Raw genomic sequence first — 24,306 nt, forward strand, 5'->3', positions numbered from 1 at the left:
ATCTCATGCCCGATGCAGTGATCGTGGAGCGCGACGGGCCGGTGGCCATCGTCCGCCTGAACCTGCCTTCCAAGCGCAATGCCCTGGTGCCGGAACTGGTGACGGCGCTGACGGCGGTGCTTGATCAAGTGGCCGCCGATCGCAGCGTGCGGGCCGTCGTGCTGACCGGCAGCGGCGGGGCATTCTGTGCCGGGGGCGACCTGGGGTCGATGGACGGGGATGATCCGCTGGGCGTCACCGCCATGATGCGGTCCTGCCAGGGCATCGTGCGCCGGCTCATCGCCCTGCCGCAGCCGGTGGTGGCGGCGGTGGAGGGGGCGGCGTTCGGCGCCGGTTTCTCCATCGCCCTGGCCTGCGACTTTGTGGTGGTGGGGCCGGGCAGCCGCTTCTGTGCCGCCTTCGGCAAGGTGGGGCTGATGCCCGATCTGGGCCTGCTCTGGTCCCTGCCGCAGCGAGTTTCCATGGGGCGGGCGCGTGAGCTGCTGATGCTGTGCGAGGTGCTAGATGGGAAGGCGGCGGTGGCGGAGCGTGTGGCCGACCTGCTGGCGCCCGAGGGCGCGGTGCTGGCCACGGCCCTGGCGCGGGCGGCCCAGTTGGCGGTGGCATCACCGGGCACGGTGGCCGCGGTGAAATCGGTGCTGGCCGCCTGGCCGCAGGGTCTGGGCGATGTGCTGCGGGCGGAGGAGGGGGGCCAGGCCCTGCTGATGGGCACGGCCGACCATGGCGCGGCGCGAGCCGCCTTCTTCGCGAAGGGCACGGCGCGGTTCGAGGGGCGTTAAGCATTCCCGGGGGGCGCCAGCCCCCACCGGATCCCCCGCCGCAGCAGCTGGTAATAGACCGGGTGCTGCCAAGTGCCGCGTTCGACGAACGGATAGAAATTGGCCAGCGGCCGCAGGTCATACCGGCCGCGGCAATGGCCCAGCGTCAGGTACAGCACCTCGCCCCCGTGGCTGGCACGGGTATACATCACCATATGCTCGGCCTCGGGCCAGTCATCGCGCACGAATTCCGGGGTGCGTCCGGCAAAGCGCGTGGTCAGCAGGGCGTGGTTGCCGGGGTGGACATCGCAGAGATACTGCTCATCCTCCACCACGAAATCGCGCAGGTCGCGGGTCAGTTCGTGCGTCTTGTCCGCCACCCTCACCTTGAACCGGCCGATGGGCGGATGGGCCTGGAACTGGCTGCCCAGCATCTCCATGAAATCGGGCGCGCAGTCGGGGCAATCCACCTTGCCGTCGGACAGGAAGTTCAGGATGGAGTTGGTGCCGTGCAGCGCGAACCAGCGCCGCCCCCGCCCCAGGAATTCCCGCAGCGCCACCAATCCGTCCGCATCCGGAACGATGTCGCAGGTATAGGTGATCAGCAGGTCGGCCCGGCGGATGCTGGCCGCATCGCCAAAATCGTTCAGCACCCTGACCCGCACCCGCTCATGCTCGGCCAAGAGCTTCAGCAGCTCCAGCCGGGCGAAGTCGATATCATGGTACCTGCCACCGGCGATCAGGCAGACATCGATCACGTTCGACATGGGTCACCCCAGGTTCCTGGCCACCAGCCGGCGGATCGGGTCCGACCCGTCCCAGCCATGGCTGGCCGCCTCCACCCTGGCGAAGAATGTCATCAGGCCGGGCGTCGCCTCGAACAGCTCCACCATGCTGCCCTGGAAGTCGCCGGCGCTGTCGAAATAGGCGAAGCCGGTGCCGGCGGCCGTGCTGCCGCCCATGGCCACGCCCAGGCCGTGGGCCGTCACCCGCGCCAGGTCGGCCGCATAATCGGTGCTGGCCACGCCGACATGGTGCAGCCCACAGCGCCCCTGATCCAGGAATTCCCGATAGATGCTGGGCGCGTCATTCAGTTGCTGTATCAGTTCGATCTGCAAGGCGCCGCTATAGGCCATGGCCACCGCCATCTCCACCTGCGTCGGGCGGCCGCGATAGGTGACTTCGGCGAAATCGACCTTCGGCAGCACGAAGAACGGCCCCACGCCAAGGCCCACCCAGTGGCGCATCGCCGCCTCCAGGTCGCGGACGACGAAGCCGTTCTGCATGATCGGTCCGAACAGCCGGCTCATGCCCCGCCCTCCGGAAAGGTCCGCGAGGACGAGGGTGCGGGCGGCGGTGCCGGGCTGCCCGTGGCACGGGTCCGCACGAAGGACGTGCTGTCGAACCGGATCACCACCGCACCCTCCTGGTTGACCAGTTCATGATGGATGGTGACGATCCCGGCATCGTCCCGCTTGGACGAGGGGCGCTTGGACAGGACATGCGAGGACGCCCGCACGATATCGCCGGCCCGCAACGGCGCGGCCCAGCGCACATCGTCCCAGGCGATGCCGCAGACCCAGGCGATGTCGCCATTCTCCTCATGATCCAGCAGCCGCCACAGCGCGCAATTATAAAGCCCGCTGGCGATCAGCGCGCCGAAGGGGGATTGGGCCGCAAGGTCGGGGTCGGTGTGGAAATATTGCGGATCGTACTTGTCGGCGAATTCCGTCATCGCCGCCGCCGTCACGGTCAGCGCCCGGCTTTGCGTCCGCTCCCCCACCACGATATCCTCCCAGAAGCGCCATGCCATGCCGCATCCCCTCCCCGATGTTATGGTTTCTTGTATCAGTATGGGCAAAATTTTGTATTCCTGTCGATGTAAATTGTATATTTTAAGCAATAAGAATGAATTTGATCCGGGGAGGAACCATGCCCACCATCATCGCCACCGACCGCAACGGACAGGACCACACCATCGGGGCGGAGGCCGGCCTGTCGCTGATGGAGAACCTGAGGGACAATGCCCTGGATGTGGCGGCCATCTGCGGCGGCTGCTGTTCATGCGCCACCTGCCATGTCTATGTGGATGGGGATTGGCTGGCGACGTTGGAGCCACAGGCCCCGGATGAGCGCGAACTGGTGCAGGACAGCGCGCATTTCCGCCACGGCGTTTCGCGGCTGTCCTGCCAGATCCGGGTGACGGACCGGCTGGACGGGCTGCGGGTGACCTTGGCGCCGGAGGATTGAGGGGAAGGCCGACACCCGCAGGTCGGGTCGAGCGAAGCGAGCCCCGACCTGCGACGGTGCCGGTGAGGTGTCGGGGCCCGGCATGCGCCTCGACCCGACCTACGGCACCACCACCCAGACCCGCCCCCCCTCGACCCGCGTCTCGAACATGGTCAGCGGCCGGTACCCCGCCGATCCCAGGCAGCGCCCGCCCTCGTTCAGGTCGAAGCGCGCACCATGCAGGGGGCAGGCCAGCACGCTGCCCCGCAACCTGCCCTCCTCCAGCGCGCTGGCGGCATGGGTGCACATGTTGCGCACGGCCCGGACCTGGCCGCCGACAAGGCAGAGCAGGATATCCTCCCCGCCCGCCTGCACCAGCCGCCGCCCGCCGTCGTCCAGATCGGACAGGGCGCAGACATCATGGGCCGTCGCCATGGGCTTCACGACCGCCGCTGGTCGAACCGGCGGCCGACCATGGCGGCGGCGATGTTGATCTTCTGGATGTCCACGGCCCCACCGGCAATGCCCCAGCCCCAGCTGTCGCGCAGCCGGCGCTCCATGCCATATTCGTGGCTATAGCCGTACCCGCCCATCAGCTGCACCGCCGCCCCCGTCACCTCACGGCTTATTTCGTTGGCAAAACATTTGGCTACGGCGCTTTCGATCAGTGAGGGCATGCCATCCTGGGCATTGCTCGCCGCGCGGTGGATCAGCAGGCGGGCGGCCTCCACCTTCATCTTCATTTCGGCCAGCTTGATCTGCACGGCCTGGAATTCCACGATGGCGCGCCCGAACTGCTTGCGTTCCTGGACATAGTCGGTGACCTCCTCCAGGGCGCCCGACGCCTGGGCCAGCGACATGGTGGCATTGCCGCAGCGTTCCAGGTCGAACGCCTCCATCATCTTCTTGAAGCCACCGGCCCCGACGATCACATTCTCGCGCGGGATTTCGACATCGTCGAAATAGATGTCGGAGCTGGGGATGCCGCGAAAGCCCATCAACTGTTCATTGGCGCCGAAACTCAGGCCCGTCATGCCCTTTTCGACAAAGACGGCGCCGATGCCCTTGGCCCCGGCATCATCGGACATGCGGACATAGACGACATAGCCATCGGCATGGCCGCCGCCCGAACACCAGCGCTTGGTGCCGTTCAGGTACAGTTTGCCGTCGCGCTGCGTCACCCGGCTGGTCAGGTCGGTCAGGGCCGACCCGGCCTCGGGTTCCGACATGGCGATGGCCACGATCATGTCGCCGCGACAGACGGCGGGGACGATCCGGTCGCGCAGCTCCCTGGACCCGAAATGCTCGATGGCCCGCACCGGGCCGACGCAGCTTTCGAACACCGGGAAGGCCACGGCGGAACTGATCTTGGCCAGTTCCTCCAGCACCACCAGCGCCTCCAGATTGCCCAGGCCCATGCCACCATACTCGACCGGTATATTTATACCCAGAAACCCCTGGTCGGCATATCGGCGGATCCATTCCTTGGGACAAGGTTCGCCGGTCTGGTCCAGATGCTTGGCCAGCGGACGCAACTGTTCCTGCGCGAAGCGACGCGCGGCGTCCCGCAGCTCCCGCTGCGCCTCTGTCATTTGGAAATCCATGGACCTCTGTCCCTCCCCATCCTGCCTGTCCGCCTTGTTCTTGCTGATCGGAAAGCGGCGGCACGCTGAATTCGCACGGGCCTGCGGCGCCTGAAGCGCGCTGACTCCTCCTCATATCTATACGCAGAGATAGTTTTTTGTATACATAAAAACGGCAAACCTGATATAAAGCGGACAGGGAACATGAAATCAGCACGCGTGAAGGCTTGCGCCCTCCGCCATTCCGGCGGACCATGGGCAAAGAGGCGTACAAGCCCGCTTGTGCAGGGGAGGATTGGGAAGATGGATCTGGGTCTGAGGGGCAAAAAGGCCATCGTCACCGGCGCCACCAAGGGCATTGGCCGCAAGATCGTGGAGGTGCTGGCGGATGAGGGCTGCGACATCGCGCTCTGCGCCCGTTCCGGCGACGAGGTGGAGGAGACGGTGGCCGCCCTGGGCGCCAAAGGCATCCATGCCGTGGGCGAGGCGGTGAATGTCCGCGACGGGGAGGCCTATAAGGCCTGGATCGCGCGGGCCGGTGAGCAGCTGGGCGGCATCGACATCCTGGTCCCCAACGTGTCCGGCGGGGCCGGCATGGACAGCGAAAAGAACTGGCAGCGCAATTTCGAGGTGGATGTGATGGGCGCGGTGCGCGCGGTCGAAACCGCCGTGCCGTTCCTGAAGAAATCCGGCGAGGGGTCGGTGGTGTTCATCGTGTCGACCAACGCCATCGAAACATTCGCGGCCCCCATGGCGTATAATGCGCTGAAGGCCAGCCTGATCACTTATGCCAAGCAGCTGGGCCAGTTCCATGGCAAGCGGCGCATCCGTTTCAACGCCCTGTCGCCGGGCCCGATCTTCGTCGAAGGCGGCGCCTGGGACATGATCAAGACCTCCCAGCCCGATTTCTACAGTGCCACCATCGCCGCCCATCCGTTCGGCCGCATGGGCACGGCGGAAGAGGTGGCCAAGGCCGTTGCCTTCCTGGCCAGCCCGGCGGCCGGCTGGGTGAACGGCACCCATCTGATCGTCGATGGTGGATATACGAAGGGCGTCCATTTCTGATCCGGGAGTGCGCGTCATGCCGATCAAACGGGTCAAGCCGGGTGATTTCACCCGCACCCCTGTCGACAAGGCCCCCGATCCGAACCTGGGCCACGCCATCATCGCCAAGGAGCGCTACACGTCGCCCGATTTCATGAAACTGGAATGGGAGCGGATGTGGAAACGCAGCTGGCTGATGGGCTGCCGCGAGGATGACATTCCGGAGCCGGGCAATTACGTCTGTACGGAGATCGGGCGGGAAGCGATCCTGATCGTCCGCCAGGCCGATCTGTCGATCCGCGCCTTCTATAATGTCTGTCAGCATCGCGGTAACCGGCTGGTCCCGCCGGGGATCGGCAAGTTGCGGACATTCAAATGCGCCTATCATCATTGGGAATATGGCCTGGATGGTGACTTTGTCCGCATCCCGGACAAGGAGACCTTTCCCCAGGGCACGCCATGCCAGGGTTTGCCGGAGGTACCGTGCGACACCTGGGGCAGTTTCGTCTGGTACAACCTGAACAAGGATGCCGAGCCGTTAGCTGACTTCCTGGGCGTCATCCCGGAGCATCTGGACCCGTATCATTTCGACCGCATGGCGATGACGCGGGACTGGACCATCGAATGGGACTGCAACTGGAAGGCGTCCGTTGATGCGTTCAACGAAAGCTATCATGTGCAGGGCATCCATCCGCAGCTTCTTTATTACCTGGATGATCTGGATATCCAGATCGATTGCTATGACCGGCACAGCCGCTATCTGGTGCCGTTCGCCACCACCAGCCCGCGCGTGAAGGAAACGTCGGACATCCCGCCGCTGATCCGCCTGATCATGAAACAGGCGGGCATGGACCCGGCCGATTTCGACGGCAAGACGCGGGAGGTGCGGCTGGCCGTGCAGAAATGGAAGCGGGAGAACGGGGCCTCACTGGGCCACGACTATACCGACCTGAATGATGATCAGCTGACCGATGATTATCATTACCTGATCTTCCCCAACATCACGCTGAACGTGCATGCCGACGACCTGATGCTGTTCCGCCAGCGGCCGCACCCGACCGACCCCAACAAGATGTATTATGATTTGCAGAATTTCCGCCTGCTGAAGCAAGGGGAGGAGAAGCCGGAACGGCCCGAACACCGCTTCTACCGCCATGGGGAAAAGTCGCTGGGCCAGGTGCTGGATCAGGATGCGTATAACCTGCCCGGCGTGCAGCTGGGCATGCAGTCGGAAGGCTTCCCCGGATTGTGGCTGGGCGACCAGGAACTGCGCATCCGGCACTTTCACAAGGTCATTGATGATTATGTTTATGGGGGGGAGGAGCCGTAACCCCTTCCGGCTCTCTCCACCGTCACCCCGGCGAAAGCCGGAGCCCAGCGTGAGGCGCGGTCAACGCCGATATGACTCTTATCGCGGCGGACGCCCCTCTACGCCTGGGTCCCGGCTTCCGCCGGGATGACGGGAAGTGAGGCGGCACCATCGTTGCACCCCGCCAGCGCCATTGAATGCCCACCCAAGGAACCAACCCATGCAGCTCAACCGCGACGCCCTGCTTCAGGCCTATCGGCGCATGCGCACCATCCGTGAGTTCGAGGAGCGGCTTCATATCGAGAACCGCACCGGGGAGATCGCGGGCTTCACGCACCTCTATGCCGGTCAGGAAGCCGTGGCGGTGGGCGTGTGCGAGCATCTGAGCGACCAGGACTGGATCGCGTCCACCCATCGCGGCCATGGCCATTGCATCGCCAAGGGCTGCGATGTCGGCGGCATGATGAAGGAGATTTATGGACGCGCCGACGGATTATGCAAGGGCAAGGGCGGGTCCATGCATATTGCCGATCTGGACAAGGGCATGCTGGGCGCCAATGCCATTGTCGGCGGCGGCCCGCCCATCGCGGTGGGGGCCGCCATCGCCGCCAAGCTGGCCGGTGAGGGCCATGTCGCCGTCAGCTTCACCGGGGACGGCGGGTCGAACCAGGGCACGGTTCTGGAAGCGCTGAACATGGCCGCCGTCCTGAAGGTGCCGAAGATTTTCGTGTTCGAGAATAATGGCTATTCCGAACATACGGGGGCGGCTTACGCGCTGGCTGGCCAGGATCTGGGCCGCCGGGTGGAAGGGTTCGGCATCCCCGTCTTCCGCGCCGATGGTTTCGACTTCTTCTCTGTGTACGAGGCGATGCGCCAGGCGCTGGAGATCGCGCGGACGGGCGGTGGGCCGGCGGCGGTCTATGCCACCTGCACCCGCTATTTCGGGCATTTCGAGGGCGACCCCCAGAATTACCGCGCCAAGGGCGAGGTGGAGAAGTTCCGGGAGGAGAGCGATTGCCTGAAAGGCTTCCGGGCGCGGGTGACCGACGCCGGCCTGATCGACGCGGCCACGCTGGATGCCATCGATGCCGAGGTTTTGGGCGAGATCGATGCCGCCACCATCGCCGCGAAGGCCGCCGCCCCGCCGGTGCCGGCGGATGTGTTGACCGACGTCTATATCAGCTATTGAGCGGGAGAGGTTCGATGCCCGTCATCACCCTGCGCGAGGCCCTGAACGAGGCCCTGCATCTTGAAATGGCCCGCGATCCCCGCGTCATCGTCCTGGGCGAGGATGTGTCCGGCGGGGCCGGCGGCACATCGGGTCAGCGCGACGCCGCCGGCGGCATTTTCGGCGTGACCAAAGGCCTGATCCACAAGTTCGGGGACGGCCGCGTCATCGACACGCCCATTTCGGAAAGCTGCATCATCGGGGCCGCCAATGGGGCGGCGCTGGCGGGCCTGCGGCCCGTGGCCGAACTGATGTTTGCCGATTTTGTCGGCGTGGCCATGGACCAGATTTTCAATCAGGCCGCCAAGTTCCGCTACATGTTCGGGGGCAAGGCGCGCACGCCGCTGGTCATCCGCATGTCGTTCGGTGCCGGCATGAACTGTGCGGCCCAGCATTCGCAGACCATCTACCCCTTCATGACGGCGGTGCCCGGCCTGAAGGTGGTGGTGCCGTCCACGCCATACGATGCCAAGGGCCTGCTGCTGACCGCGATCCGCGACGATGACCCGGTGATGTTCTTCGAACATAAGGCTTTGTACAGCCGCAAGGGCGAGGTGCCGGACGGAGATTACATGATCCCGTTCGGGGAAGCGGCTTTGGTGCGCGAGGGTGACCACGCCACCATCGTGGCGCTCGGCCGCATGGTGCCGTTCGCGGAAAAGGCGCTGGAAAAGCTGAATGCCGATGGCATTACCTGCGACCTGATCGACCCGCGCACCACCAGCCCGCTGGACGAGGAGACGATCCTGGAAAGCGTGTCGAACACCGGAAGGCTGGTGGTGGTGGATGAAAGCCCGCCGCGCTGTTCGGTGGCGTCCGACATTGCCGCCATCGTGGCGCAGAAGGGGTTCCGCGACCTGAAGGCGCCGATCCAGATCGTCACCGCCCCCCACACGCCCGTTCCGTTCGCCCGCGAACTGGAACGCGCCTATGTCCCCGGCCCCACCCAGATCGAGGCGGCCATTCGCAAGGTGCTGAAAGATGGCTGAGATCCACCCGATCACCCTGCCCAAATGGGGCATCGAAATGTCGGAAGGCACCGTTTCCGCCTGGCATCTGGCGGTCGGCACACACGCCGAGAAGGGCGCGGAGCTGGTCGATATCGAAACGGAAAAGATCGTCAATACGCTGGACCTGGAGGTCGCCGGCACGCTGCGCCGGCAATTGGCCAAACCGGGCGACGTGCTGCCCGTGGGCGCGCTGATCGCCGTGCTGGCCGATGCGTCGGTGCCCGACAGTGCGATTGACGCCTTCGTGAAGGGCTACCGGGCCATTGATGTGTCGTTCGAACCGAAGGAGGGGGGTGATAACGCCCCCGCCACCCCCTCTCCTCGCCTTCCCGGCGCAGGCCGGGACCCAGGGGCCCCAAGCCCGACCCCACCTCCTGCTCCGATCAACCCCGCCGAGAGCGCAGCGCCCGTGACCGTGTGCCGGGAAGGCGAGGAGAAGACGGCCCATGCCAGCCCCATCGCGCTGAAGATCGCGCGCCGGCTGGGCATGTCGCTGCACGGCATCCAGGGCACCGGCGCGCGCGGCCGCGTCTCGCTGGCCGATGTGCAGGCGGCCGCCACGGCACGCGGCCTGCTCCCGTCCCCCGCCCCCCCACGGGCCGCCGGTCCCGCCGCGCGCAAGCTGGCGGGTGACCTGGGCGTGGATCTGGCCAGCGTCACGCCCACGGGGCCGAAGGGCCACGCCACCAAGCAGGATGTGCGCGATGCCGCCGACCGCGTATCCCCCCCGGCCCCGTCGGCGGAGTATGACCTGCTGCCCGTCACCGGCATGCGCCGTTCCATCGCCACGGCCCTGGCCCATGCCAAGCAGACGGTACCGCATTTCTATCTGACGGCCGACGTGACCGTCGATGCGCTGCTGGCCTTGCGCGAACAGCTGAACGCCAGGGCCAATAGCCCCCGCAAATTGTCGGTCAACGACCTGCTGGTGAAGGCGGCGGCGGGCGCGCTGATGGACGTGCCCGATGTCAATGTGCATTGGGCCGAGGATGGTATCCGCCGGTTCCACGCCGCCGACATTTGCGTGGCGGTCGCTATCGAGGGCGGGTTGCTGACGCCGGTGGTGAAGGGCGCAGACAGGCTCGACCCCTGGACCATTTCCGCCCGCACGGCCGATCTGGCCGACCGCGCCCGCAAGCGCACGCTGACCAGGGAGGAGATCAGCGGCGGTACCTTCACCCTCTCCAACCTGGGCATGTTCGGCATCCGCCAGTTCCAGGCCATCATCAACCCGCCCCAGGGCGCCATCCTGGCTGTGGGCACCACACGGCGGGAAGCGCGGGAGCGGCCCGATGGCGGCATCACCTTCGCCTCGGTGATGTCCCTCACCCTTTCCTGCGACCACCGCGCCGTGGACGGGGCCCTGGGCGCGCGGTTCCTGGCCGCATTGGGGAAAAGGCTGGAGGATCCGATCGGGTTGGTGTTGTAGGGGCGCCTACTTCGCCGCCCGCAGCTCCGCGATGAAGCTGTCGAAACCCTGGCGCAGGCCGTCGGCGTCGCGCGACAGGGTGGCGGACGCCGCCCCCACCTCCCCGGCCACGGTGCCCACCGTGTCGGCGGCACCGGCGACGCCGGAGACGTTTTCCCCCACCTCCGCCGTGGCCATGGCGGCCATCTGCACATTGCGGGCGATCTCCGCCGTGGCGGCACCCTGCTGTTCCACGGACGCCGCGATGGCGCCGGAGATCTGATCCATCTCGCGGATCGTGCGCTCGATGGTGGCGATGGCGTCCACCGCCTTGCCCATGCGGGCCTGCATTTCGGCAACCTGACTGGCGATGTCCTGGGTGGCCCGCGCGGTCTGGTTGGCCAGCTGCTTGACCTCTCCGGCCACCACGGCGAAGCCCTTGCCGGCCTCCCCGGCGCGTGCCGCCTCGATCGTGGCATTCAGCGCCAGCAGGTTGGTCTGTTCGGCAATGTCGGCGATCAGGTCCACTACCTGGTTGATGCGGCCCGCCGCCTCCGCCAGGGCGCCGATGGTGCTGTCGGCATTGCCGGCCTCCAGCACCGCCTCGCGCGCCACGGCCGTGGACCGGCCGACCTGCGACACGATTTCCCCGATCGAGGCCGACAGTTCCTCCGTCGCGGACGCCACGGTGGCGACATTGTCGGCGGCGCGGTCGGCGGCCGTGTGGGCGGACCGGGCCAGGCCGGTGGTGTCGGCCACCGATTGCCGCATCCGGCCGGCGCTGCCATCCAGCTGCGATGCCGCCTGGGCCACGCCATCCACCATATGCCGGACATGGTCGTCCAGTCGGGCCGCCATCTGGTCCAGATTGCGGCTATGGCGGGCGGCATTCTCCTCCAGATAGACGGAGATGACCATATCCATGTCCAGCATCACGGCCAGATTGACGGCGCGCAGCACCTCGGCCAGCGCCGCCTCCGCGCCGGTGGGGTTCCAGCGGCTGCCCGACCCGGTGACCAGCGCCTTATACAGGCGCGACAGGGTGACGGCATAGGCGCCCAGGTACCAGCGCGGTTCCAGCCCCAGCACCGAATGCACCCGGCCGATGGCCTTCACCCCGTTGAAATAGCTCTCGTCGAAGCGGCCGGAGAACAGGTTCAGCCAATGTTCCAGCTGCTTGTCGCGGGCATGGCGTATCGCCGCCTCGTTGCGGAACATCGCCATCATCGACGGCCAGCGCTTCAGGTCGGCATAGAACGCATCGATGATGCCCGGCAGAACGGCGGCGATCCGGGGACGCACATCCGCCAGCACGGCGCGCACATCGGCGTCGATACCCACGAAGGCAAGGCGTTCTTCCCGATCGGCGGCACTCTGTTCCAAGATCAACTCCCTTGTTTTCCTTGACTGTCCGCTTGATCGGGCGGTGCCTGACCAAGGACTGAACTAGGTCAGGCACCAATGATTACCACAATGAATCATGGCCGGTGTGATCAGAGTTGGTGATTACATGGTTAACCGCCCGGCGGACAACGATAACATTGTTGGCGGTTGAGAAGATAATCATTCCGTCACCAAATCATCATCCCGCTTGACCGTCCTGACGGCATTCGCTAATAACTGACCATTCAGTCATTAGCGAATGCCGTCATGGATGATGATAGCGCCCCCCGTCCCCGTTTCCGCCGCAAGGAGGCGCGGCCGGCCGAACTGCTGGCCGCCGCCCTGGATTGCTTTGCGGAACGGGGTTTCGCCGCCACCCGCATGGACGATATCGCGCACCGGGCCGGCGTGGCCAAGGGCACCTTCTATCTGTATTTCCCGTCTAAGGAGGCGGTGTTCGAGGCATTGGTGCGCGAGAACATCCTGCCCCGGCTGGCGGCGCTGGAGGTGGCGGGCCGGGCCGGGGGCGGCAGTGCCGCGTCGCGGCTGCGCGCCATCCTGGCCGGGCTGGCGCCGGTGATCGGCAATCCCCGGCTGGTGGCCATTCCCAAGCTGGTGCTGGCGGAGGCCGGCAACTTCCCCGACATGGCCCGCTTCTACCGGCGGGAGGTGGTGGAGCGCGGCCTGCGCCTGCTGACGGGCCTGATCGGCGACGGTATCGCGGCGGGGGAGTTCCGGCCCCTGCCCGACCCGGCGGTCACGGCCCGGCTGTTCATGGCGCCCGTGCTGATGGCCGCACTGTGGCGGGCCAGCTTCGCCGCGACGGAGGAGACGCCGCTGCCCGTGGAAACGCTGCTATCCACCCATGCCGACCTGTTCATCCGGTCGATATCCGCACATTCGGACACGGGAGATGCCGTATGATCCGCACACTGTCCCTCCTGCCGGTGCTGCTGCTGGCCGCCTGCGGCCCGTCCGGCGATGGGCACACCCTGCAGGGCTATGTGGAGGGTGACTACCTGCGCATCGCCGCACCGGAAGCCGCCTGGATCGGCGCCGTGCCGGTGGCGGAAGGCACGATGGTCAAGGCCGGCCAGCGCCTGTTCACCCTGGATGACACAGGCGCGCAGGCAGCCCTGGCCGAGGCGACGGCCGGTCTGGCCCAGGCGGAAGCCGCCCTGGCCGACCGCCGGCTGGGCGCGCGGGCGGAGGAGATCGCCGGCTTCCAGGCACAGCGGCGGGAGGCCGACGCCGCCCTGAAACTGGCCCGCCAGGATCTGGACCGGCAGAAATCCCTGGCCGCGGAAAGCGTGGCGGCCCGGTCCCGGCTGGAACAGGCCCAGGCGACCGCGTCGCAGGCCGCCGCCCGGCTGGAACAGGCGACGGCGCAGCTGGCGACGGCCCGTCTGCCCGCCCGCCCCGACCAGCTGGCCGCCGCCGAAGCGTCGGTGGCGGCCGCCCGCGCCGCCCTGGCCCAGGCGCAATGGCGCCTGTCGCAGCGCCATGTCGACAGCCCGGTCGACGCGCTGGTCGATGATATCGTGCGCAGGCCCGGCGAATGGGCACCGGCCGGCGGCGTGGTGGTCAGCCTGCTGCCGCCCGGCCATGTCAAGCTGGTGCTGTTCGTGCCGGAGGCGCGCCGGGCCTCGCTGGCGCCCGGCGCCACGCTGTCCGTCACCTGCGATGGCTGCAAGCCGGGCCTGACCGCACGGGTCACGCGCATCGCGTCGGAGGCGGAATATACCCCGCCGGTGATCTATAGCCGGGAAACCCGCGCCAAGCTGGTCTATCGGGTGGAGGCGGCATTGACCCCCGACCCTGCCGCATTGCATCCCGGCCAGCCGGTCTCGGCGGAGCCTGCGCCATGAGCCCGGCCGACAGCGGTGCCGGTATCGCCATCGATGTACGCGGCCTGACCAAGCGGTTCGGCGGACGCACGGTGGTGGACAATGTCAGCTTGCGCGTGGGGCGCGGCCGCATCCATGGCTTCCTGGGGCCCAACGGCAGCGGCAAGACCACCACCATCCGCATGCTGTGCGGCCTGCTGGTGCCCGATGCCGGGGAAGGCACCTGCCTGGGCTTCGACATCCGCCGCGACAGTTGGGCCATCAAGCAGCGCGTCGGTTACATGACCCAGAAATTCAGCCTCTATGAGGATCTGACCATCCGGGAGAACCTGGATTTCGTGGCCAGACTTTATGCCATTGCCGACCGGCGGGCACGGGTGGCGGCCGCCCTGGACCGGCTGGGCCTGTCGGATCGCAAGGACCAGCTGGCGGGCACCCTGTCGGGCGGCTGGAAACAGCGTCTGGCGCTGGCCGCCTGCATCCTGCACGACCCCGCCCTGCTGCTGCTGGACGAGCCGACGGCCGGCGTGGACCCCAAGGCGCGGCGCGAATTCTGGGACGAGATCCACGCCCTGGCCGCCGACGGCATGACCGTGCTGGTCAGCACGCATTATATGGATGAGGCGGAGCGCTGCCACCGCATCGCCTACCTCGCCTATGGCAAGCTGCTGGCGGATGGCACGGTGGCCGACGTGGTGGCGGGATCGGGCCTGTCCACCTGGCACGTCTCCGGCCCGCCCGACCGGATCGCCGCCTTGGCCCGCACCCTGACGGACCGGCCGGGCGTCACCATGGTCGCCCCGTTCGGTGCAACCCTGCATGTCAGCGGGCCGGACGCGGCATCGCTGGACGCGGCCGTGACGCCGTTTCAGGGCGAAGCCGGCCTGGACTGGCGACGCGGCGACCCGACGCTGGAGGATGCGTTCATCCATCTGATGGGCCGGGCCCCGGACAATTTCCGCCCGGCGGGTGCCCCATGAGCGATCTTTCCCCCCGCTTCTCGCCTGCCCGGCTGGTGGCCCTGGTCATCAAGGAATTCATCCAGATGCGGCGGGACCGGCTGACCTTCGCCATGATGGTCGGCATTCCGCTGATCCAGCTGACGCTGTTCGGCTTTGCCATCAATGCCGATCCCAAGCACCTGCCGACCGCGGTGCTGAGCCATGACAACAGCGAATTCAGCCGCGCCATCCTGTCGGCCCTGCAGACCAGCAATTATTTCGACCTGACCCTGACCGCCGACAGCCCGCAGCAGCTGGACCTGCTGCTGGACCAGGGCAAGGTGCAGTTCGCGGTGGAAATCCCGGTCGGGTTCGGCACCGACCTGATGCGGGGTGAGCGGCCGGCGCTGCTGGTCATGGCCGACGCCACCGACCCGGCCGCCACCGGCAATGCCGTGGGTGCCCTGCAGCGCATCCTGGACAGCGTGATGACGGCAACCCTGACCGGCCCGCTTGCCCCCCTGGCGCCCGTGCCCGGTCCCGTCGACCTGCGCGTGCAGCGCCGTTATAATCCTGAGGGCCTGACCCAGCATAATATCGTGCCGGGCCTGATGGGCACCATCCTGACCATGACCATGATCATCATGACCGCCATGGCCGTGACGCGCGAACGCGAGCGCGGGACCATGGAGAACCTGCTGGCCATGCCCGTGCGCCCGACGGAGGTGATGCTGGGCAAGCTGTCCCCCTTCATCCTGGTGGGTGCGATGCAGGTGGCGGTGATCATGACCGCCGCGCGCCTGCTGTTCGGCGTGCCCATGCTGGGCAATCCGGCAGCGCTCGGCACCGGCATGATCATCTTCATCATCGCCAACCTGGCCGTGGGCTTCCTGTTTTCCACCCTGGCCCGCAGCCAGCTGCAGGCCATGCAGATGAGCTTCTTCTTCTTCCTGCCGTCGATCCTGATGTCGGGCTTCATGTTCCCGTTCCGGGGCATGCCCGACTGGGCCCAGACCATCGGGGAGGTGCTGCCGCTGACCCATTTCCTGCGCGTTGTGCGCGGGGTGATGCTGAAGGGCAGCGGCTTCCCCCAGATCTGGCCCGACCTCTGGCCCATGCTGGCCTTCCTGCTGGCCGTGTCGGTGCTGGCGGTCAAACGCTACCGGCAGACGCTGGATTGAGGGGGGCGGCGACGGGCATCGGTTTGCAGATAAGGGATATTATGCTATCCCTTATCTGCGATTTCAGCCTGTAAGTGACGAAATGTTGATCCTTAAGGAAATCCCGTCGGAGATTTGCATGGCCATCGGCGGCCGGCTGCGGGACCTGCGCATCCAGCGACAGCTGCGCCAGCGGGATGTCGCCGACCGGTCGGGCATTCCTTTGTCCACCTACCGGATGATGGAACGCAGGGGGGCCGGCAGCCTGGAGAATTTCGTCAAGGTCGCCGATCTGCTGGGTGCGGGCCACCCTTTCCAGATGCTGTTCCAGCCGGAGGATGAGCCCCCGTCCCTGGATGAGGTGCTGCGCCGCCAGAAGCGGCCGTCACGGGTGCGCCGGCCCGTGGGATGAGATCACCAATGGGTTGGGCATCAACCGGATGCCCATGCCATCGTTGCAGAACCGTCAACCATTATCTCAACTTTGTCTCTCAACCTGCCCTTGAGATTTACCCAGAAAGTTGAGATACGATGATATGTCATCTGATGAGGCGGGGTATCGATAGGTGCGTGGCAGCCGTCGAGGTCTGGTGCCGATGGCCGGTTCGACTTTGTTTGTCCTGGGGGCCGCCTGCCGTTCCGGGTTGATTTGCTTTGCCCTTGTCTTCACCATCCTTGCCGGTGTCCCGGCGTGGGCTGCCGATCCCTCTGCCATACTGGCCGAACGGGCGGAGGTGGGGTTCCAGAACCTGTCCACCACCAACGGCCTGTCCAACAATACCGTTATGGCGCTCGCCCAGGATGCCACGGGTTTCATCTGGATCGGCACGCTGGGGGGGCTGAACCGGTTCGACGGCTATGCCACCCGCAGTTTCGAGCATGATCCCCACGACCCCGGATCGCCGCCCAACGGCTTTGTGCGCGCCCTGCTGCCAACCTCGGATGGCGGCATGTGGCTGGGGACGCACACCGCCGGCGTCGCCTATTACGACCCGCGCAGCGACCGGTTCACCACGCTGGGCGCCGGGCCCGACGGGCTGGGCCATGTCCAGGTCTATGCGCTGGCCCCCGATGGGCAGGACGGCGTATGGGTGGCCACCGTCGCCGGGCTGGATCATGTGGCCCGCGACCTGACGGTGCGCGAACGGGTGCGGGCGGGGGAGCAGGGATTCCCCGACGGCTATGTCTTCTCCGTCTTCAGCGACAGCCGCGGGACGCTGTGGGCGGGGACGGAAAAGGGCGTGGCCCGCCGTGCCGCCGGCACCGGCAGCTGGCATGTGCTGGAGGGCGGGGACAGGGACAGCACCTTTGCGCTCTCCACCGGCATCTGGTGTTTCTATGAGGATCCGGAAGGGCGGGTCTGGATCGGCAGCAATGGCGGCGGCGTCATCTCCGTCGGCCCCAATGACCACCAGGCACGCTCCCATCCCCGGCTGACCGGGCGCGACACGCCCCTGGGCCGGGCCACGGTGCGCGGCATCGTGGAGGAGCGGCCGGGCGTGCTGTGGATCGCGCTGTTCGGCGGCGGGGTGGCGGAATATGACATCGGCCAGGACCGCATGCGCCTGTTCCGGGCCGATCCTAACGTTCCCAGCGCGCTGAAGGGCAATTTCACCCGCGGCATCCTGAAGGACCGGGGTGGGGTGGTCTGGGTTGCCACCAACATGGGGGTGGCCTGGCACAATTCAATGCCGTCGGGCATCGCCAACATCGCCCTGGGCCAGTCGCGCGGCTTTTCCGGCCGCGACGCCTGGAGCCTGTGGACGGCCGCCGATGGCGGCCTGTGGCTGGGCCAGGATGATGGCGGGCTGGACCGGCTGGACCTGTCCAGCGGCCATATCATCCCTTTCGGGCGCGGGGTGGGGCCGGGCGGTCGGGCCGGCACGCCCGTCTATGCTATCCAGGGGGCCGGCGCCGATCTGTGGGTGGGCACGGCGGGGCTGGCCCGGCTGCGCATCAAGGGCGGTGAGCGCACGCCGCTTCCCGTCCCCCTGCCCGGCACGCAGACCCGTGACGTCACCACCATGCGCGTCGGCGAGCAGCATTTGTGGATCGGCACCTATTACGGCCTGGTGCGGCAATCGCTGGCCGACGGGCAGGCCACGCTGTTCACCGCCGATCCCGGCAAACCCGACAGCCTGTCCAACAACGAGGTCTGGGCCATCCTGCCGCGGACCGACGGGTCGACCTGGGTGGGCACGGCCAATGGCCTGAACCTGCTGTCACCCGATGGCCGTTTCCGGCATTTCCGCCGCGAGCCTGACCGGGCCGACAGCCTGCCGCATGATTACGTGTCGGCCTTGACGCTGGACCGGCAGGGGCGGCTGTGGCTGGGCACGGTGGGCGGCGGCGTGGCGCTGATGCATGAACCGCTGGTGCCGGGCGCATCCCCCACCTTCCGCACCGTGTCGCGGCAGCATGGCATGCCGTCCAACACCATCGCCAGTCTGGCGCTGGGGTCGGACGGCCGCATCTGGGCATCGACCGACAATGGCCTGGCCGCCATCGATCCCAATGATTTCAGCGTCGCGCGACTGCTGCCGGGGGCGGCGCACAATGTCTCCTCCTACCTGCCGGGATCGGCCACCACCCTGCCGGATGGCGGGCTGGTGTTCGGCGGCACCAACGGCATCACCCTGGTGCAGCCGTCGCGCATCCGGGCCCACGCCTATCTGGACGCGCTGGCCGTGACGCGGGTGCTGGCGGGCGGGCAGCCGACCAATGCCAGCGCCCTGAACCTGCCCGGTGCCGACCCGGATATCAGCCTGCCGCCCGGCAACCGCCGCCTGACCGTGGAATTCGCCCTGCTGGACTTCGCCGTCTCCGGCATGGTGCATTACGCCTACCGGCTGGAAGGATTCGATACCGACTGGGTGGAGCCGGAGGGGGAGCGGCGGGTCGCCGCCTATACCAACCTGCCGCCCGGCCGCTATGCCCTGCGCCTGCGTGCCCTGGACCCGGCCGGCACGGTGGTGGCCGAACGCCTGGTGGGCGTGGCCGTCCCCCATCTCTGGTACGAATGGGCCTGGGTGCGGTTCCTGGGCGTGGTGCTGGCCCTGTCGGTGGGGGCGGGCATCGTCATGCTGCTGGAACGCGCCCGCATCGAAAAGCTGAGCGACGCCACCCGCGATCTGGAGGCCAAGGTGGCCGAACGCACCGCCAGCCTGCGCGACGCCAACGAGCGGTTGGCCGAGCTGGCCACGCGCGATCCGCTGACCGGCATCCATAACCGCCGCGCGTTCATGGAGCGGCTGGACCAAGAATGGAGCGCATCCCTGCGCCATGGCCAGCCCTTCTGCGTGCTGATGCTGGACCTGGACCATTTCAAGGAGGTCAACGACACCTACGGCCATCTGGTGGGCGACACGGTGCTGCGCGAGGTGGCGCACCGGGCGCAGGACGCGCTGCGCGGCACCGACCTGCTGGCCCGCTATGGCGGGGAGGAGTTTGTGGTGCTGACCTCCCATACCGACGCCAGCGCCGCCCTGATCGCGGCGGAACGCATCCGTACCGCCGTGGGCGACACGCCGGTGGTGCTGGACGGGGTGACCATCCGGGTGACGGTCAGCATCGGCCTGGCCCAGGCCGACCCGCAGCGGGAGACCCAGACCAGCCTGTTCAACCGTACCGACAGCGCGCTCTACGCCGCCAAGGCAGCCGGGCGCAACCGGGTGGTGGCGGCGTGAGGGGAAGGAATTGTCCGTCTCCTCAGCGCATCCGGTGCCCGGCAACATCGCAAGAAGCCCACGACCAATCCCTCACATCTGCCGGAACAGATGCAGGTAAGCCCGGCTGACCGGGATCGTTTCCCCCCTGCCCTTCAGGTGGATGGTCGCCGTCTCGTTCTCCGCGCGGACCACATGGCTGATGGCACGCAGGTTGACGATGGCACCGCGATGGACCTGGGCGAAACGGTCGGGGTCCAGCTGTTCGGCCAGATCCTTGATGGGGGTGCGGATCACGGCCTCCTGGGCCGCCCCTGCCTCCCCGCGCCAGCCGACATGGGTGTATTTGTCGCCGGCCAGCAGGAAATCCACATCCTCGGCCGCGATCATCCGCACCACCGGCCCGACAGAGGCCCGCAGCCAGGTCAGGCGGGGTGCCGGTGAGGGGCGCAGGTGGGCCGCCAGCCGGGCCAGCAGATCGTCGGGCACTGCCGCCGGCTCCGCCGCGCCCAGCCGCTGTTTCAGCCGCGCCACCGTGTCGGCCAGCCGTTCGGCGGCCACCGGCTTCACCAGATAATCCAGCGCCCCTTGCGCAAAGGCCTCCACCGCGTACCGGTCGAAGGCGGTGACAAAGACCAGATGCGCCCGCCGGCCGATGGCACGGGCCGCCTCCACCCCCGACAATCCGGGCATATGCACATCCAGGAAACAGATGGCGGGGCGGTGGACCTCGAACAGTTCCACGGCCTGGCGGCCGTTGCGCGCCTGGGCCACCACCGCCAATTCCGGCCAGGCCAGGGCAAGCTGCCGGATCAGGGTTTCGCGCAGCAGGGGTTCATCCTCGGCGACCAGGGCGGTGGGACACAGGAGGGGGCGGGTCATGCGGTCGCTCCCGTCACCGGCCAGGACAGGCGGGCGCTGACCCCGCCGGTTTCCCGTTCCACCAGCGACAGGCTGGCAGCGGGACCGAAGGACAGGGCCAGACGCTGGCGCAGGGTGGCAAGGCCGGTACCCAGACCGCCCGTGCCGGGGCGCAGGCCCACCCCGCCATCATCGACGCGGACATGACAGATCCCGCCCTCCACCCGCACCAGCACCGCGATCTCCCCGCCCTCCTCATCCGGGTCGATGCCATGGCGCACGGCATTCTCCACCAGGGTCAGCACGGACATGGCCAGACAGGGCAGCGCCAACAGGTCGGGGGTGGCATCAATGCGGAAGGACAGACGGTCGGGCATGCGGGTGCGCATGATGTCCAGATAGGCCTGAACCAGCGCCAGCTCGTCCCCCAGGGTCGCGGCGGTGGCGTTCAGGCGCGGCACGGCGGCCCGCAGATAGGCGATCAGGCTGTCCAGCACGGGCAGGGCCTGTGGTGAGCCTGTCTCCACCAAGGCCCGGACATTGGCCAGCGTGTTGAACAGGAAATGCGGCTGCACCTGTGCCTGCATCAGAGCGAGGCGGGCATCGGTGGCCCGGCGTTCCAACTCGCTGCGTTCCAGGGCAAAGGACAGGGCCTGATGCCGGGCCATGGCCTCGCGCTGCCGCACCAAGGCACCAAGCGCCACCCACGGCCCGATCAGCAGGCCCAGCACGATCATGACGAACAGCGATTGCAGACGCGGCTTATCCTGCCACAGGGCGGGCCCCACCTCTGGTCCGGTGAGGATGTAGATTACCACCATGGTGGGCGGCACCGTCAGCGCCACGGCCAGCACCTGCACCACCCAGCGCGCGATCCAGCGGGGCAGACGGCGGGGAAACCGTTCCCAGAAGCCGAAGGCCAGCACGCACATCAGGCAGATGACAAACATCCGCAGCGGCAGCAGCCAGACATGGTTCTCCCAGGCCGGCAGCAGCAGCAGGGAGAAGATGCCGGCCAGGACCGCCGCCACCCGCAGCCGGCGCCAATGGATGATGGCCAGCAGCCTGTGCCCGATACTGCCGGCGGTCGCGTCCATCCACCCGTCCTTCCCATCGCCCCGTATCACAGCCGGGGCAGCCACATACCCATGGTCGCACCGAAGATACCACCGACGGTGAGCAGCGCCAGTACCGTCAGCAGCCCCGCCGTGCCCAGCCGCAGCACAGAACCGCCCCGGTCCATGGCGTGGAAGTAGAGCTGCAAAACCGCCAGCGGCAGCAGATATTGCGCGAAGGACAGCGTCTCCGGCAGGGGTCCGGTAAAGGTTTTGGGATCAAAGCCTACGGGTGCCTGGAAAATCAGCATCCACAGCATGAACATGACCCGGAAGAACCAGACCCCGCTGACCGCCAGGAACAGGCGCAGCGCCCAGCGGCGATGGCTATCGAACTGCCGCCGCCGCGCCAGCATCCAGGCCATGCCGGCGCAGACCAGGATGACCACGCCATTCAGGCAGGTCCCCACATGCATCAGCGTACTGCCCACCGTGCCGCGCAGCAGGATCAACCCGATCCCGCCCAGCGACAGAATAGTGGCGGCGATCATATAGGTGCGGCCCGTCCAGCGGTGAAAGGCAGGCCGGTGGCGGCGGAGCGCGGGCCAGAGCTGCAAGGCCCCACCCACAATGATCACCACCGCGAACAGCATATGCAGGGCATAAAGCGCATTGCCCAGGACATCACCCGGAACCAGCCCCTCCACCGGCCCGCCCCGCAGCCCCTGACCTGTCAGCCATTCCCGCCCATGGGTTGCCATGACATAGAGGGCAAAGATCATCTGCCCGGCAATGGCCACCAGCAGCCAGAGCAGCCCCGCCCGACCCAGCCAGCGTCTGGCGGTGGCAGGGTCGGGGCGGGCGGTTTCAGGGATCGTCGCGGCCAGGGACATCAGGTTTCTCCATCAAGGTGATGGCTGATCCTGACGCCGATGGGCGGTCGATGGGGTGAAGGTGCGACGAATGACGGATAGGTGCGATGGGTGGGGGTAGCACCCCTACCGCCCCTCATCCAGCCACGCCGCCAGCCAGACCAGCGGCGCGTTCCAGTTGATGGTGACCTCGTTCACCGTGAACAGGTCGATATCGTCCTTCCAGCAGGTCTGCGGCGCGCAGGGCCCGATACGCTTGCGCGCCTCGTCGCCCAGGCTGGTGAGATTGGGCCCCCCCGACACCACGCCCGGCGGCGGCGGCGGGAATGCCGGGTCCAGCACCCGCGCCCAGAAGCGGTGATGGGGGTGGGCCATGGACCGCGCGCCGTAGCCGGTGACATAGGAGATGTCCAGCGGATTGCGGCCCAGCAGGTATGAGGCCACATCCACCACCGCGTCGCGATACCTGGCCTGCCCCGTCATATCGCTCGCATAGGCCAGGATCAGCGCCCGGTTCATCAAGGTGGAATTGGACCCCCAGCCATAGCCCTCGGGCGAGAGGGGCTGGCGATAGCCATCAGCATCGGCCAGCGTCAGAAAGCCATCGGCCGCCCTGGTCAGGGACCGGGCCAGACGAATGGCATCCACCTCCTTCAGCACGTCGGGATGCAGCAGCAGGGTCAGCGATCCCAGGGGGGCGGTCTGGCCCCAGGAAGGTTCCTGCATCGCGTCGCGCTGAAAATGCTGCGACCGGGTGACCACCTCAGCGAACAAAGGCTGGCGCGTCGTGGCCAGCAGTTCCGATGCCGCCCAGAAGAACTCATCCGACACATCACCATCACCATAGCCGCCGCTGCCGTTGAAATCGCCCAGGGCCAGGGCGTCCGGCACGCGCAATGCCGCCTGCCAGGCGCGCACGGACGCCTTCAGGCAGCGTTCGGCAAAGGCGGGGTCGATGCTTTTCCAGAGGCGCGCCGCCTGCGCCGCATTGGCGGCCAGGTTCAAGGTGGCGGCGGTGGACGGCGGATAGAGGAAGCGGCGTTCAGGGTCCTGATGCGGGGCCAGCGGCAGGCCGGTCCAGCGTTCATCCGCCACCTTGTGATGGGCCATGCCCGAGATGTCGATATCGGGGGTGAAGGTGAGCTTGGACCTGGCATTCTGCGGGCCCAGCGGCAGGGCCATGCGCGCACCCGCCGGCACCTGCATGGCCAGCATGAATTCCATCTGCCAGCGCGCCTCGTCCAGCAGGTCATCCACGCCGTTGCCCGCCTCCGGGATGGCGGCGGCCCCGTCGGGGAAGGCAGGAACGCCGCCCCGCAATGCCTGGCGTTCATGCAGGTTCAGCAGGGTCCAGAGCGCGATGCCGCCATTGACCACGTATTTGCCATGGTCGCCGGCATCGTACCAGCCGCCGGTGACGTCCAGGCTGTGGCCGCAGGCCGGCCAGTCATTCCCGGCCTTGTCCTTGCCGCCGAAGCAGGGGGCGATTTCCCTGGAATGGCCGGCAGGGCGGGCCCAGGCATCGCCGACAAACCGCGCCTCGATGGGCGTGCCGGCGCGGTTATGATAGAAATAGGCCAGCGCGTCGCGCTTCAACGCCCTATACGGGCCGGCGCCGATGGCGAAGGAGCGGCTGATCCTGTCACCCACCGCCAGGGTAAACCCCTCCCCCGTGGCGCCGACGCTGCTGAAATCCACCCGATGCAGGTGCTGGCCCGACGACATGTCGTTGCCGGTGACGCGGGTCGTGCCGCTGGCCAGGGTCCGGCCCCCGGCATCAATCAGGGTCCAGGGCAGCGGCCGGGTCGCCGCATCGGGGATGATCGCCTGCTTCGGCCCCTTGGCCAGCAGGCCCGCCTGGTTCAGGCGCACCGGATTGACGGGCGCGTCCTGGGCCATGGCGGGAAGGGTCAGGGCCAGGAAGGCCAGCAGGATCAGGGACGGGCGCATGGG

Annotated in this window: 23 protein-coding genes; 13 read left to right on the plus strand and 10 right to left on the minus strand. The window is 67.3% G+C overall.

Annotated features, from left to right (window positions below; all coding sequences use genetic code 11):
- Nucleotides 1-5: 5 nt before the first annotated feature.
- The gene (locus tag AC1Q7F_RS25475) at nt 6-779 is read left to right on the plus strand and encodes an enoyl-CoA hydratase/isomerase family protein (RefSeq protein ID WP_492511357.1); all 774 of its coding nucleotides are present in this window, start codon (nt 6-8) and stop codon (nt 777-779) included.
- On the opposite strand, the gene AC1Q7F_RS25480 is transcribed toward AC1Q7F_RS25475, so the two are convergent.
- The 3 genes from AC1Q7F_RS25480 to AC1Q7F_RS25490 are packed head-to-tail and all read right to left on the minus strand — an operon-like array spanning nt 776 to nt 2,571.
- Nucleotides 776-1,525: a ThuA domain-containing protein gene (locus tag AC1Q7F_RS25480; RefSeq protein WP_492511358.1), complete on the minus strand. Its 750-nt coding sequence runs from the start codon at nt 1,523-1,525 to the stop codon at nt 776-778. The genes AC1Q7F_RS25475 and AC1Q7F_RS25480 overlap by 4 nt on opposite strands.
- Nucleotides 1,526-1,528: 3 nt before the next feature.
- Nucleotides 1,529-2,068: a VOC family protein gene (locus tag AC1Q7F_RS25485; protein ID WP_492511359.1), complete on the minus strand. Its 540-nt coding sequence runs from the start codon at nt 2,066-2,068 to the stop codon at nt 1,529-1,531.
- Nucleotides 2,065-2,571 (minus strand): MaoC/PaaZ C-terminal domain-containing protein, encoded by a 507-nt coding sequence (locus AC1Q7F_RS25490; protein ID WP_492511360.1) that lies wholly within the window; start codon nt 2,569-2,571, stop codon nt 2,065-2,067. Before AC1Q7F_RS25490 ends, AC1Q7F_RS25485 begins: the two co-directional genes overlap by 4 nt.
- A gap of 119 nt (nt 2,572-2,690) precedes the next feature.
- Here AC1Q7F_RS25490 and AC1Q7F_RS25495 point away from each other — a divergent pair, with 119 nt between their 5' ends.
- Nucleotides 2,691-3,008 carry a 2Fe-2S iron-sulfur cluster-binding protein gene (locus AC1Q7F_RS25495; protein WP_492511361.1) on the plus strand — a complete coding sequence of 106 codons (318 nt, stop codon included), beginning with the start codon at nt 2,691-2,693 and terminating at the stop codon, nt 3,006-3,008.
- Between the two features lie 99 nt (nt 3,009-3,107).
- Here AC1Q7F_RS25495 and AC1Q7F_RS25500 read toward each other — a convergent pair whose 3' ends face one another.
- Nucleotides 3,108-3,422, minus strand: a complete 315-nt coding sequence (locus AC1Q7F_RS25500) for a Rieske (2Fe-2S) protein (protein ID WP_492511362.1) — start codon at nt 3,420-3,422, stop codon at nt 3,108-3,110.
- 5 nt (nt 3,423-3,427) lie between these two features.
- Nucleotides 3,428-4,591, minus strand: a complete 1,164-nt coding sequence (locus tag AC1Q7F_RS25505) for an acyl-CoA dehydrogenase family protein (RefSeq protein WP_492511363.1) — start codon at nt 4,589-4,591, stop codon at nt 3,428-3,430.
- A gap of 282 nt (nt 4,592-4,873) precedes the next feature.
- Here AC1Q7F_RS25505 and AC1Q7F_RS25510 point away from each other — a divergent pair, with 282 nt between their 5' ends.
- The 5 genes from AC1Q7F_RS25510 to AC1Q7F_RS25530 all read left to right on the plus strand — a co-directional run bounded on the left by AC1Q7F_RS25510 (nt 4,874) and on the right by AC1Q7F_RS25530 (nt 10,590).
- A complete protein-coding gene (locus AC1Q7F_RS25510) occupies nt 4,874-5,635 on the plus strand; it encodes an SDR family NAD(P)-dependent oxidoreductase (RefSeq protein ID WP_492511364.1) in 762 nt (253 codons plus the stop codon).
- Nucleotides 5,636-5,651: 16 nt separating this feature from the next.
- Nucleotides 5,652-6,944, plus strand: a complete 1,293-nt coding sequence (locus AC1Q7F_RS25515; protein ID WP_492511365.1) for an aromatic ring-hydroxylating oxygenase subunit alpha — start codon at nt 5,652-5,654, stop codon at nt 6,942-6,944.
- A gap of 199 nt (nt 6,945-7,143) precedes the next feature.
- Nucleotides 7,144-8,112 carry a thiamine pyrophosphate-dependent dehydrogenase E1 component subunit alpha gene (locus tag AC1Q7F_RS25520; RefSeq protein ID WP_492511366.1) on the plus strand — a complete coding sequence of 323 codons (969 nt, stop codon included), beginning with the start codon at nt 7,144-7,146 and terminating at the stop codon, nt 8,110-8,112.
- Nucleotides 8,113-8,126: 14 nt separating this feature from the next.
- Nucleotides 8,127-9,140 (plus strand): alpha-ketoacid dehydrogenase subunit beta, encoded by a 1,014-nt coding sequence (locus AC1Q7F_RS25525; RefSeq protein WP_492511367.1) that lies wholly within the window; start codon nt 8,127-8,129, stop codon nt 9,138-9,140.
- Nucleotides 9,133-10,590 (plus strand): dihydrolipoamide acetyltransferase family protein, encoded by a 1,458-nt coding sequence (locus AC1Q7F_RS25530; protein WP_492511368.1) that lies wholly within the window; start codon nt 9,133-9,135, stop codon nt 10,588-10,590. Before AC1Q7F_RS25525 ends, AC1Q7F_RS25530 begins: the two co-directional genes overlap by 8 nt.
- Before the next feature lie 6 nt (nt 10,591-10,596).
- Here AC1Q7F_RS25530 and AC1Q7F_RS25535 read toward each other — a convergent pair whose 3' ends face one another.
- Nucleotides 10,597-11,952, minus strand: a complete 1,356-nt coding sequence (locus AC1Q7F_RS25535; RefSeq protein ID WP_492511369.1) for a protoglobin domain-containing protein — start codon at nt 11,950-11,952, stop codon at nt 10,597-10,599.
- A gap of 267 nt (nt 11,953-12,219) precedes the next feature.
- On the opposite strand from AC1Q7F_RS25535, the gene AC1Q7F_RS25540 reads away from it, so the two are divergent.
- The 6 genes from AC1Q7F_RS25540 to AC1Q7F_RS25565 all read left to right on the plus strand — a co-directional run bounded on the left by AC1Q7F_RS25540 (nt 12,220) and on the right by AC1Q7F_RS25565 (nt 19,586).
- The gene (locus AC1Q7F_RS25540; protein WP_492511370.1) at nt 12,220-12,876 is read left to right on the plus strand and encodes a TetR/AcrR family transcriptional regulator; all 657 of its coding nucleotides are present in this window, start codon (nt 12,220-12,222) and stop codon (nt 12,874-12,876) included.
- On the plus strand, nt 12,873-13,820 hold the full coding sequence (locus tag AC1Q7F_RS25545; protein ID WP_492511371.1) for an HlyD family secretion protein: 948 nt from the start codon (nt 12,873-12,875) through the stop codon (nt 13,818-13,820). The genes AC1Q7F_RS25540 and AC1Q7F_RS25545 overlap by 4 nt, the downstream gene beginning before the upstream one ends.
- Nucleotides 13,817-14,779 (plus strand): ABC transporter ATP-binding protein, encoded by a 963-nt coding sequence (locus AC1Q7F_RS25550; protein WP_492511372.1) that lies wholly within the window; start codon nt 13,817-13,819, stop codon nt 14,777-14,779. Before AC1Q7F_RS25545 ends, AC1Q7F_RS25550 begins: the two co-directional genes overlap by 4 nt.
- On the plus strand, nt 14,776-15,921 hold the full coding sequence (locus AC1Q7F_RS25555) for an ABC transporter permease (protein WP_492511373.1): 1,146 nt from the start codon (nt 14,776-14,778) through the stop codon (nt 15,919-15,921). The genes AC1Q7F_RS25550 and AC1Q7F_RS25555 overlap by 4 nt, the downstream gene beginning before the upstream one ends.
- Nucleotides 15,922-16,003: 82 nt before the next feature.
- On the plus strand, nt 16,004-16,312 hold the full coding sequence (locus AC1Q7F_RS25560; RefSeq protein WP_492511374.1) for a helix-turn-helix domain-containing protein: 309 nt from the start codon (nt 16,004-16,006) through the stop codon (nt 16,310-16,312).
- 154 nt (nt 16,313-16,466) lie between these two features.
- A complete protein-coding gene (locus AC1Q7F_RS25565) occupies nt 16,467-19,586 on the plus strand; it encodes a ligand-binding sensor domain-containing diguanylate cyclase (protein WP_492511375.1) in 3,120 nt (1,039 codons plus the stop codon).
- Between the two features lie 72 nt (nt 19,587-19,658).
- On the opposite strand, the gene AC1Q7F_RS25570 is transcribed toward AC1Q7F_RS25565, so the two are convergent.
- The 4 genes from AC1Q7F_RS25570 to AC1Q7F_RS25585 all read right to left on the minus strand — a co-directional run bounded on the left by AC1Q7F_RS25570 (nt 19,659) and on the right by AC1Q7F_RS25585 (nt 24,303).
- The gene (locus AC1Q7F_RS25570; RefSeq protein ID WP_492511376.1) at nt 19,659-20,447 is read right to left on the minus strand and encodes a LytR/AlgR family response regulator transcription factor; all 789 of its coding nucleotides are present in this window, start codon (nt 20,445-20,447) and stop codon (nt 19,659-19,661) included.
- On the minus strand, nt 20,444-21,523 hold the full coding sequence (locus AC1Q7F_RS25575; protein ID WP_492511377.1) for a sensor histidine kinase: 1,080 nt from the start codon (nt 21,521-21,523) through the stop codon (nt 20,444-20,446). Before AC1Q7F_RS25575 ends, AC1Q7F_RS25570 begins: the two co-directional genes overlap by 4 nt.
- A gap of 26 nt (nt 21,524-21,549) precedes the next feature.
- Nucleotides 21,550-22,374: a DUF2306 domain-containing protein gene (locus AC1Q7F_RS25580; RefSeq protein WP_492511378.1), complete on the minus strand. Its 825-nt coding sequence runs from the start codon at nt 22,372-22,374 to the stop codon at nt 21,550-21,552.
- Between the two features lie 105 nt (nt 22,375-22,479).
- The gene (locus tag AC1Q7F_RS25585) at nt 22,480-24,303 is read right to left on the minus strand and encodes a glycoside hydrolase family 9 protein (protein WP_492511379.1); all 1,824 of its coding nucleotides are present in this window, start codon (nt 24,301-24,303) and stop codon (nt 22,480-22,482) included.
- Between the last annotated feature and the right edge of the window lie 3 nt (nt 24,304-24,306).

This window comes from Niveispirillum sp. GW835-FHT14G11 (assembly GCF_058793615.1).

Bases quoted from the DNA above. Each gene is read 5' to 3' on its own strand.
- AC1Q7F_RS25475 (WP_492511357.1), top strand. From the start codon at position 6: ATGCCCGATGCAGTGATCGTGGAGCGCGACGGGCCGGTGGCCATCGTC.
- AC1Q7F_RS25480 (WP_492511358.1), bottom strand. From the start codon at position 1,525: ATGTCGAACGTGATCGATGTCTGCCTGATCGCCGGTGGCAGGTACCAT.
- AC1Q7F_RS25485 (WP_492511359.1), bottom strand. From the start codon at position 2,068: ATGAGCCGGCTGTTCGGACCGATCATGCAGAACGGCTTCGTCGTCCGC.
- AC1Q7F_RS25490 (WP_492511360.1), bottom strand. From the start codon at position 2,571: ATGGCATGGCGCTTCTGGGAGGATATCGTGGTGGGGGAGCGGACGCAA.
- AC1Q7F_RS25495 (WP_492511361.1), top strand. From the start codon at position 2,691: ATGCCCACCATCATCGCCACCGACCGCAACGGACAGGACCACACCATC.
- AC1Q7F_RS25500 (WP_492511362.1), bottom strand. From the start codon at position 3,422: ATGGCGACGGCCCATGATGTCTGCGCCCTGTCCGATCTGGACGACGGC.
- AC1Q7F_RS25505 (WP_492511363.1), bottom strand. From the start codon at position 4,591: ATGGATTTCCAAATGACAGAGGCGCAGCGGGAGCTGCGGGACGCCGCG.
- AC1Q7F_RS25510 (WP_492511364.1), top strand. From the start codon at position 4,874: ATGGATCTGGGTCTGAGGGGCAAAAAGGCCATCGTCACCGGCGCCACC.
- AC1Q7F_RS25515 (WP_492511365.1), top strand. From the start codon at position 5,652: ATGCCGATCAAACGGGTCAAGCCGGGTGATTTCACCCGCACCCCTGTC.
- AC1Q7F_RS25520 (WP_492511366.1), top strand. From the start codon at position 7,144: ATGCAGCTCAACCGCGACGCCCTGCTTCAGGCCTATCGGCGCATGCGC.
- AC1Q7F_RS25525 (WP_492511367.1), top strand. From the start codon at position 8,127: ATGCCCGTCATCACCCTGCGCGAGGCCCTGAACGAGGCCCTGCATCTT.
- AC1Q7F_RS25530 (WP_492511368.1), top strand. From the start codon at position 9,133: ATGGCTGAGATCCACCCGATCACCCTGCCCAAATGGGGCATCGAAATG.
- AC1Q7F_RS25540 (WP_492511370.1), top strand. From the start codon at position 12,220: ATGGATGATGATAGCGCCCCCCGTCCCCGTTTCCGCCGCAAGGAGGCG.
- AC1Q7F_RS25545 (WP_492511371.1), top strand. From the start codon at position 12,873: ATGATCCGCACACTGTCCCTCCTGCCGGTGCTGCTGCTGGCCGCCTGC.
- AC1Q7F_RS25550 (WP_492511372.1), top strand. From the start codon at position 13,817: ATGAGCCCGGCCGACAGCGGTGCCGGTATCGCCATCGATGTACGCGGC.
- AC1Q7F_RS25555 (WP_492511373.1), top strand. From the start codon at position 14,776: ATGAGCGATCTTTCCCCCCGCTTCTCGCCTGCCCGGCTGGTGGCCCTG.
- AC1Q7F_RS25560 (WP_492511374.1), top strand. From the start codon at position 16,004: ATGTTGATCCTTAAGGAAATCCCGTCGGAGATTTGCATGGCCATCGGC.
- AC1Q7F_RS25570 (WP_492511376.1), bottom strand. From the start codon at position 20,447: ATGACCCGCCCCCTCCTGTGTCCCACCGCCCTGGTCGCCGAGGATGAA.
- AC1Q7F_RS25575 (WP_492511377.1), bottom strand. From the start codon at position 21,523: ATGGACGCGACCGCCGGCAGTATCGGGCACAGGCTGCTGGCCATCATC.
- AC1Q7F_RS25580 (WP_492511378.1), bottom strand. From the start codon at position 22,374: ATGTCCCTGGCCGCGACGATCCCTGAAACCGCCCGCCCCGACCCTGCC.
- AC1Q7F_RS25585 (WP_492511379.1), bottom strand. From the start codon at position 24,303: ATGCGCCCGTCCCTGATCCTGCTGGCCTTCCTGGCCCTGACCCTTCCC.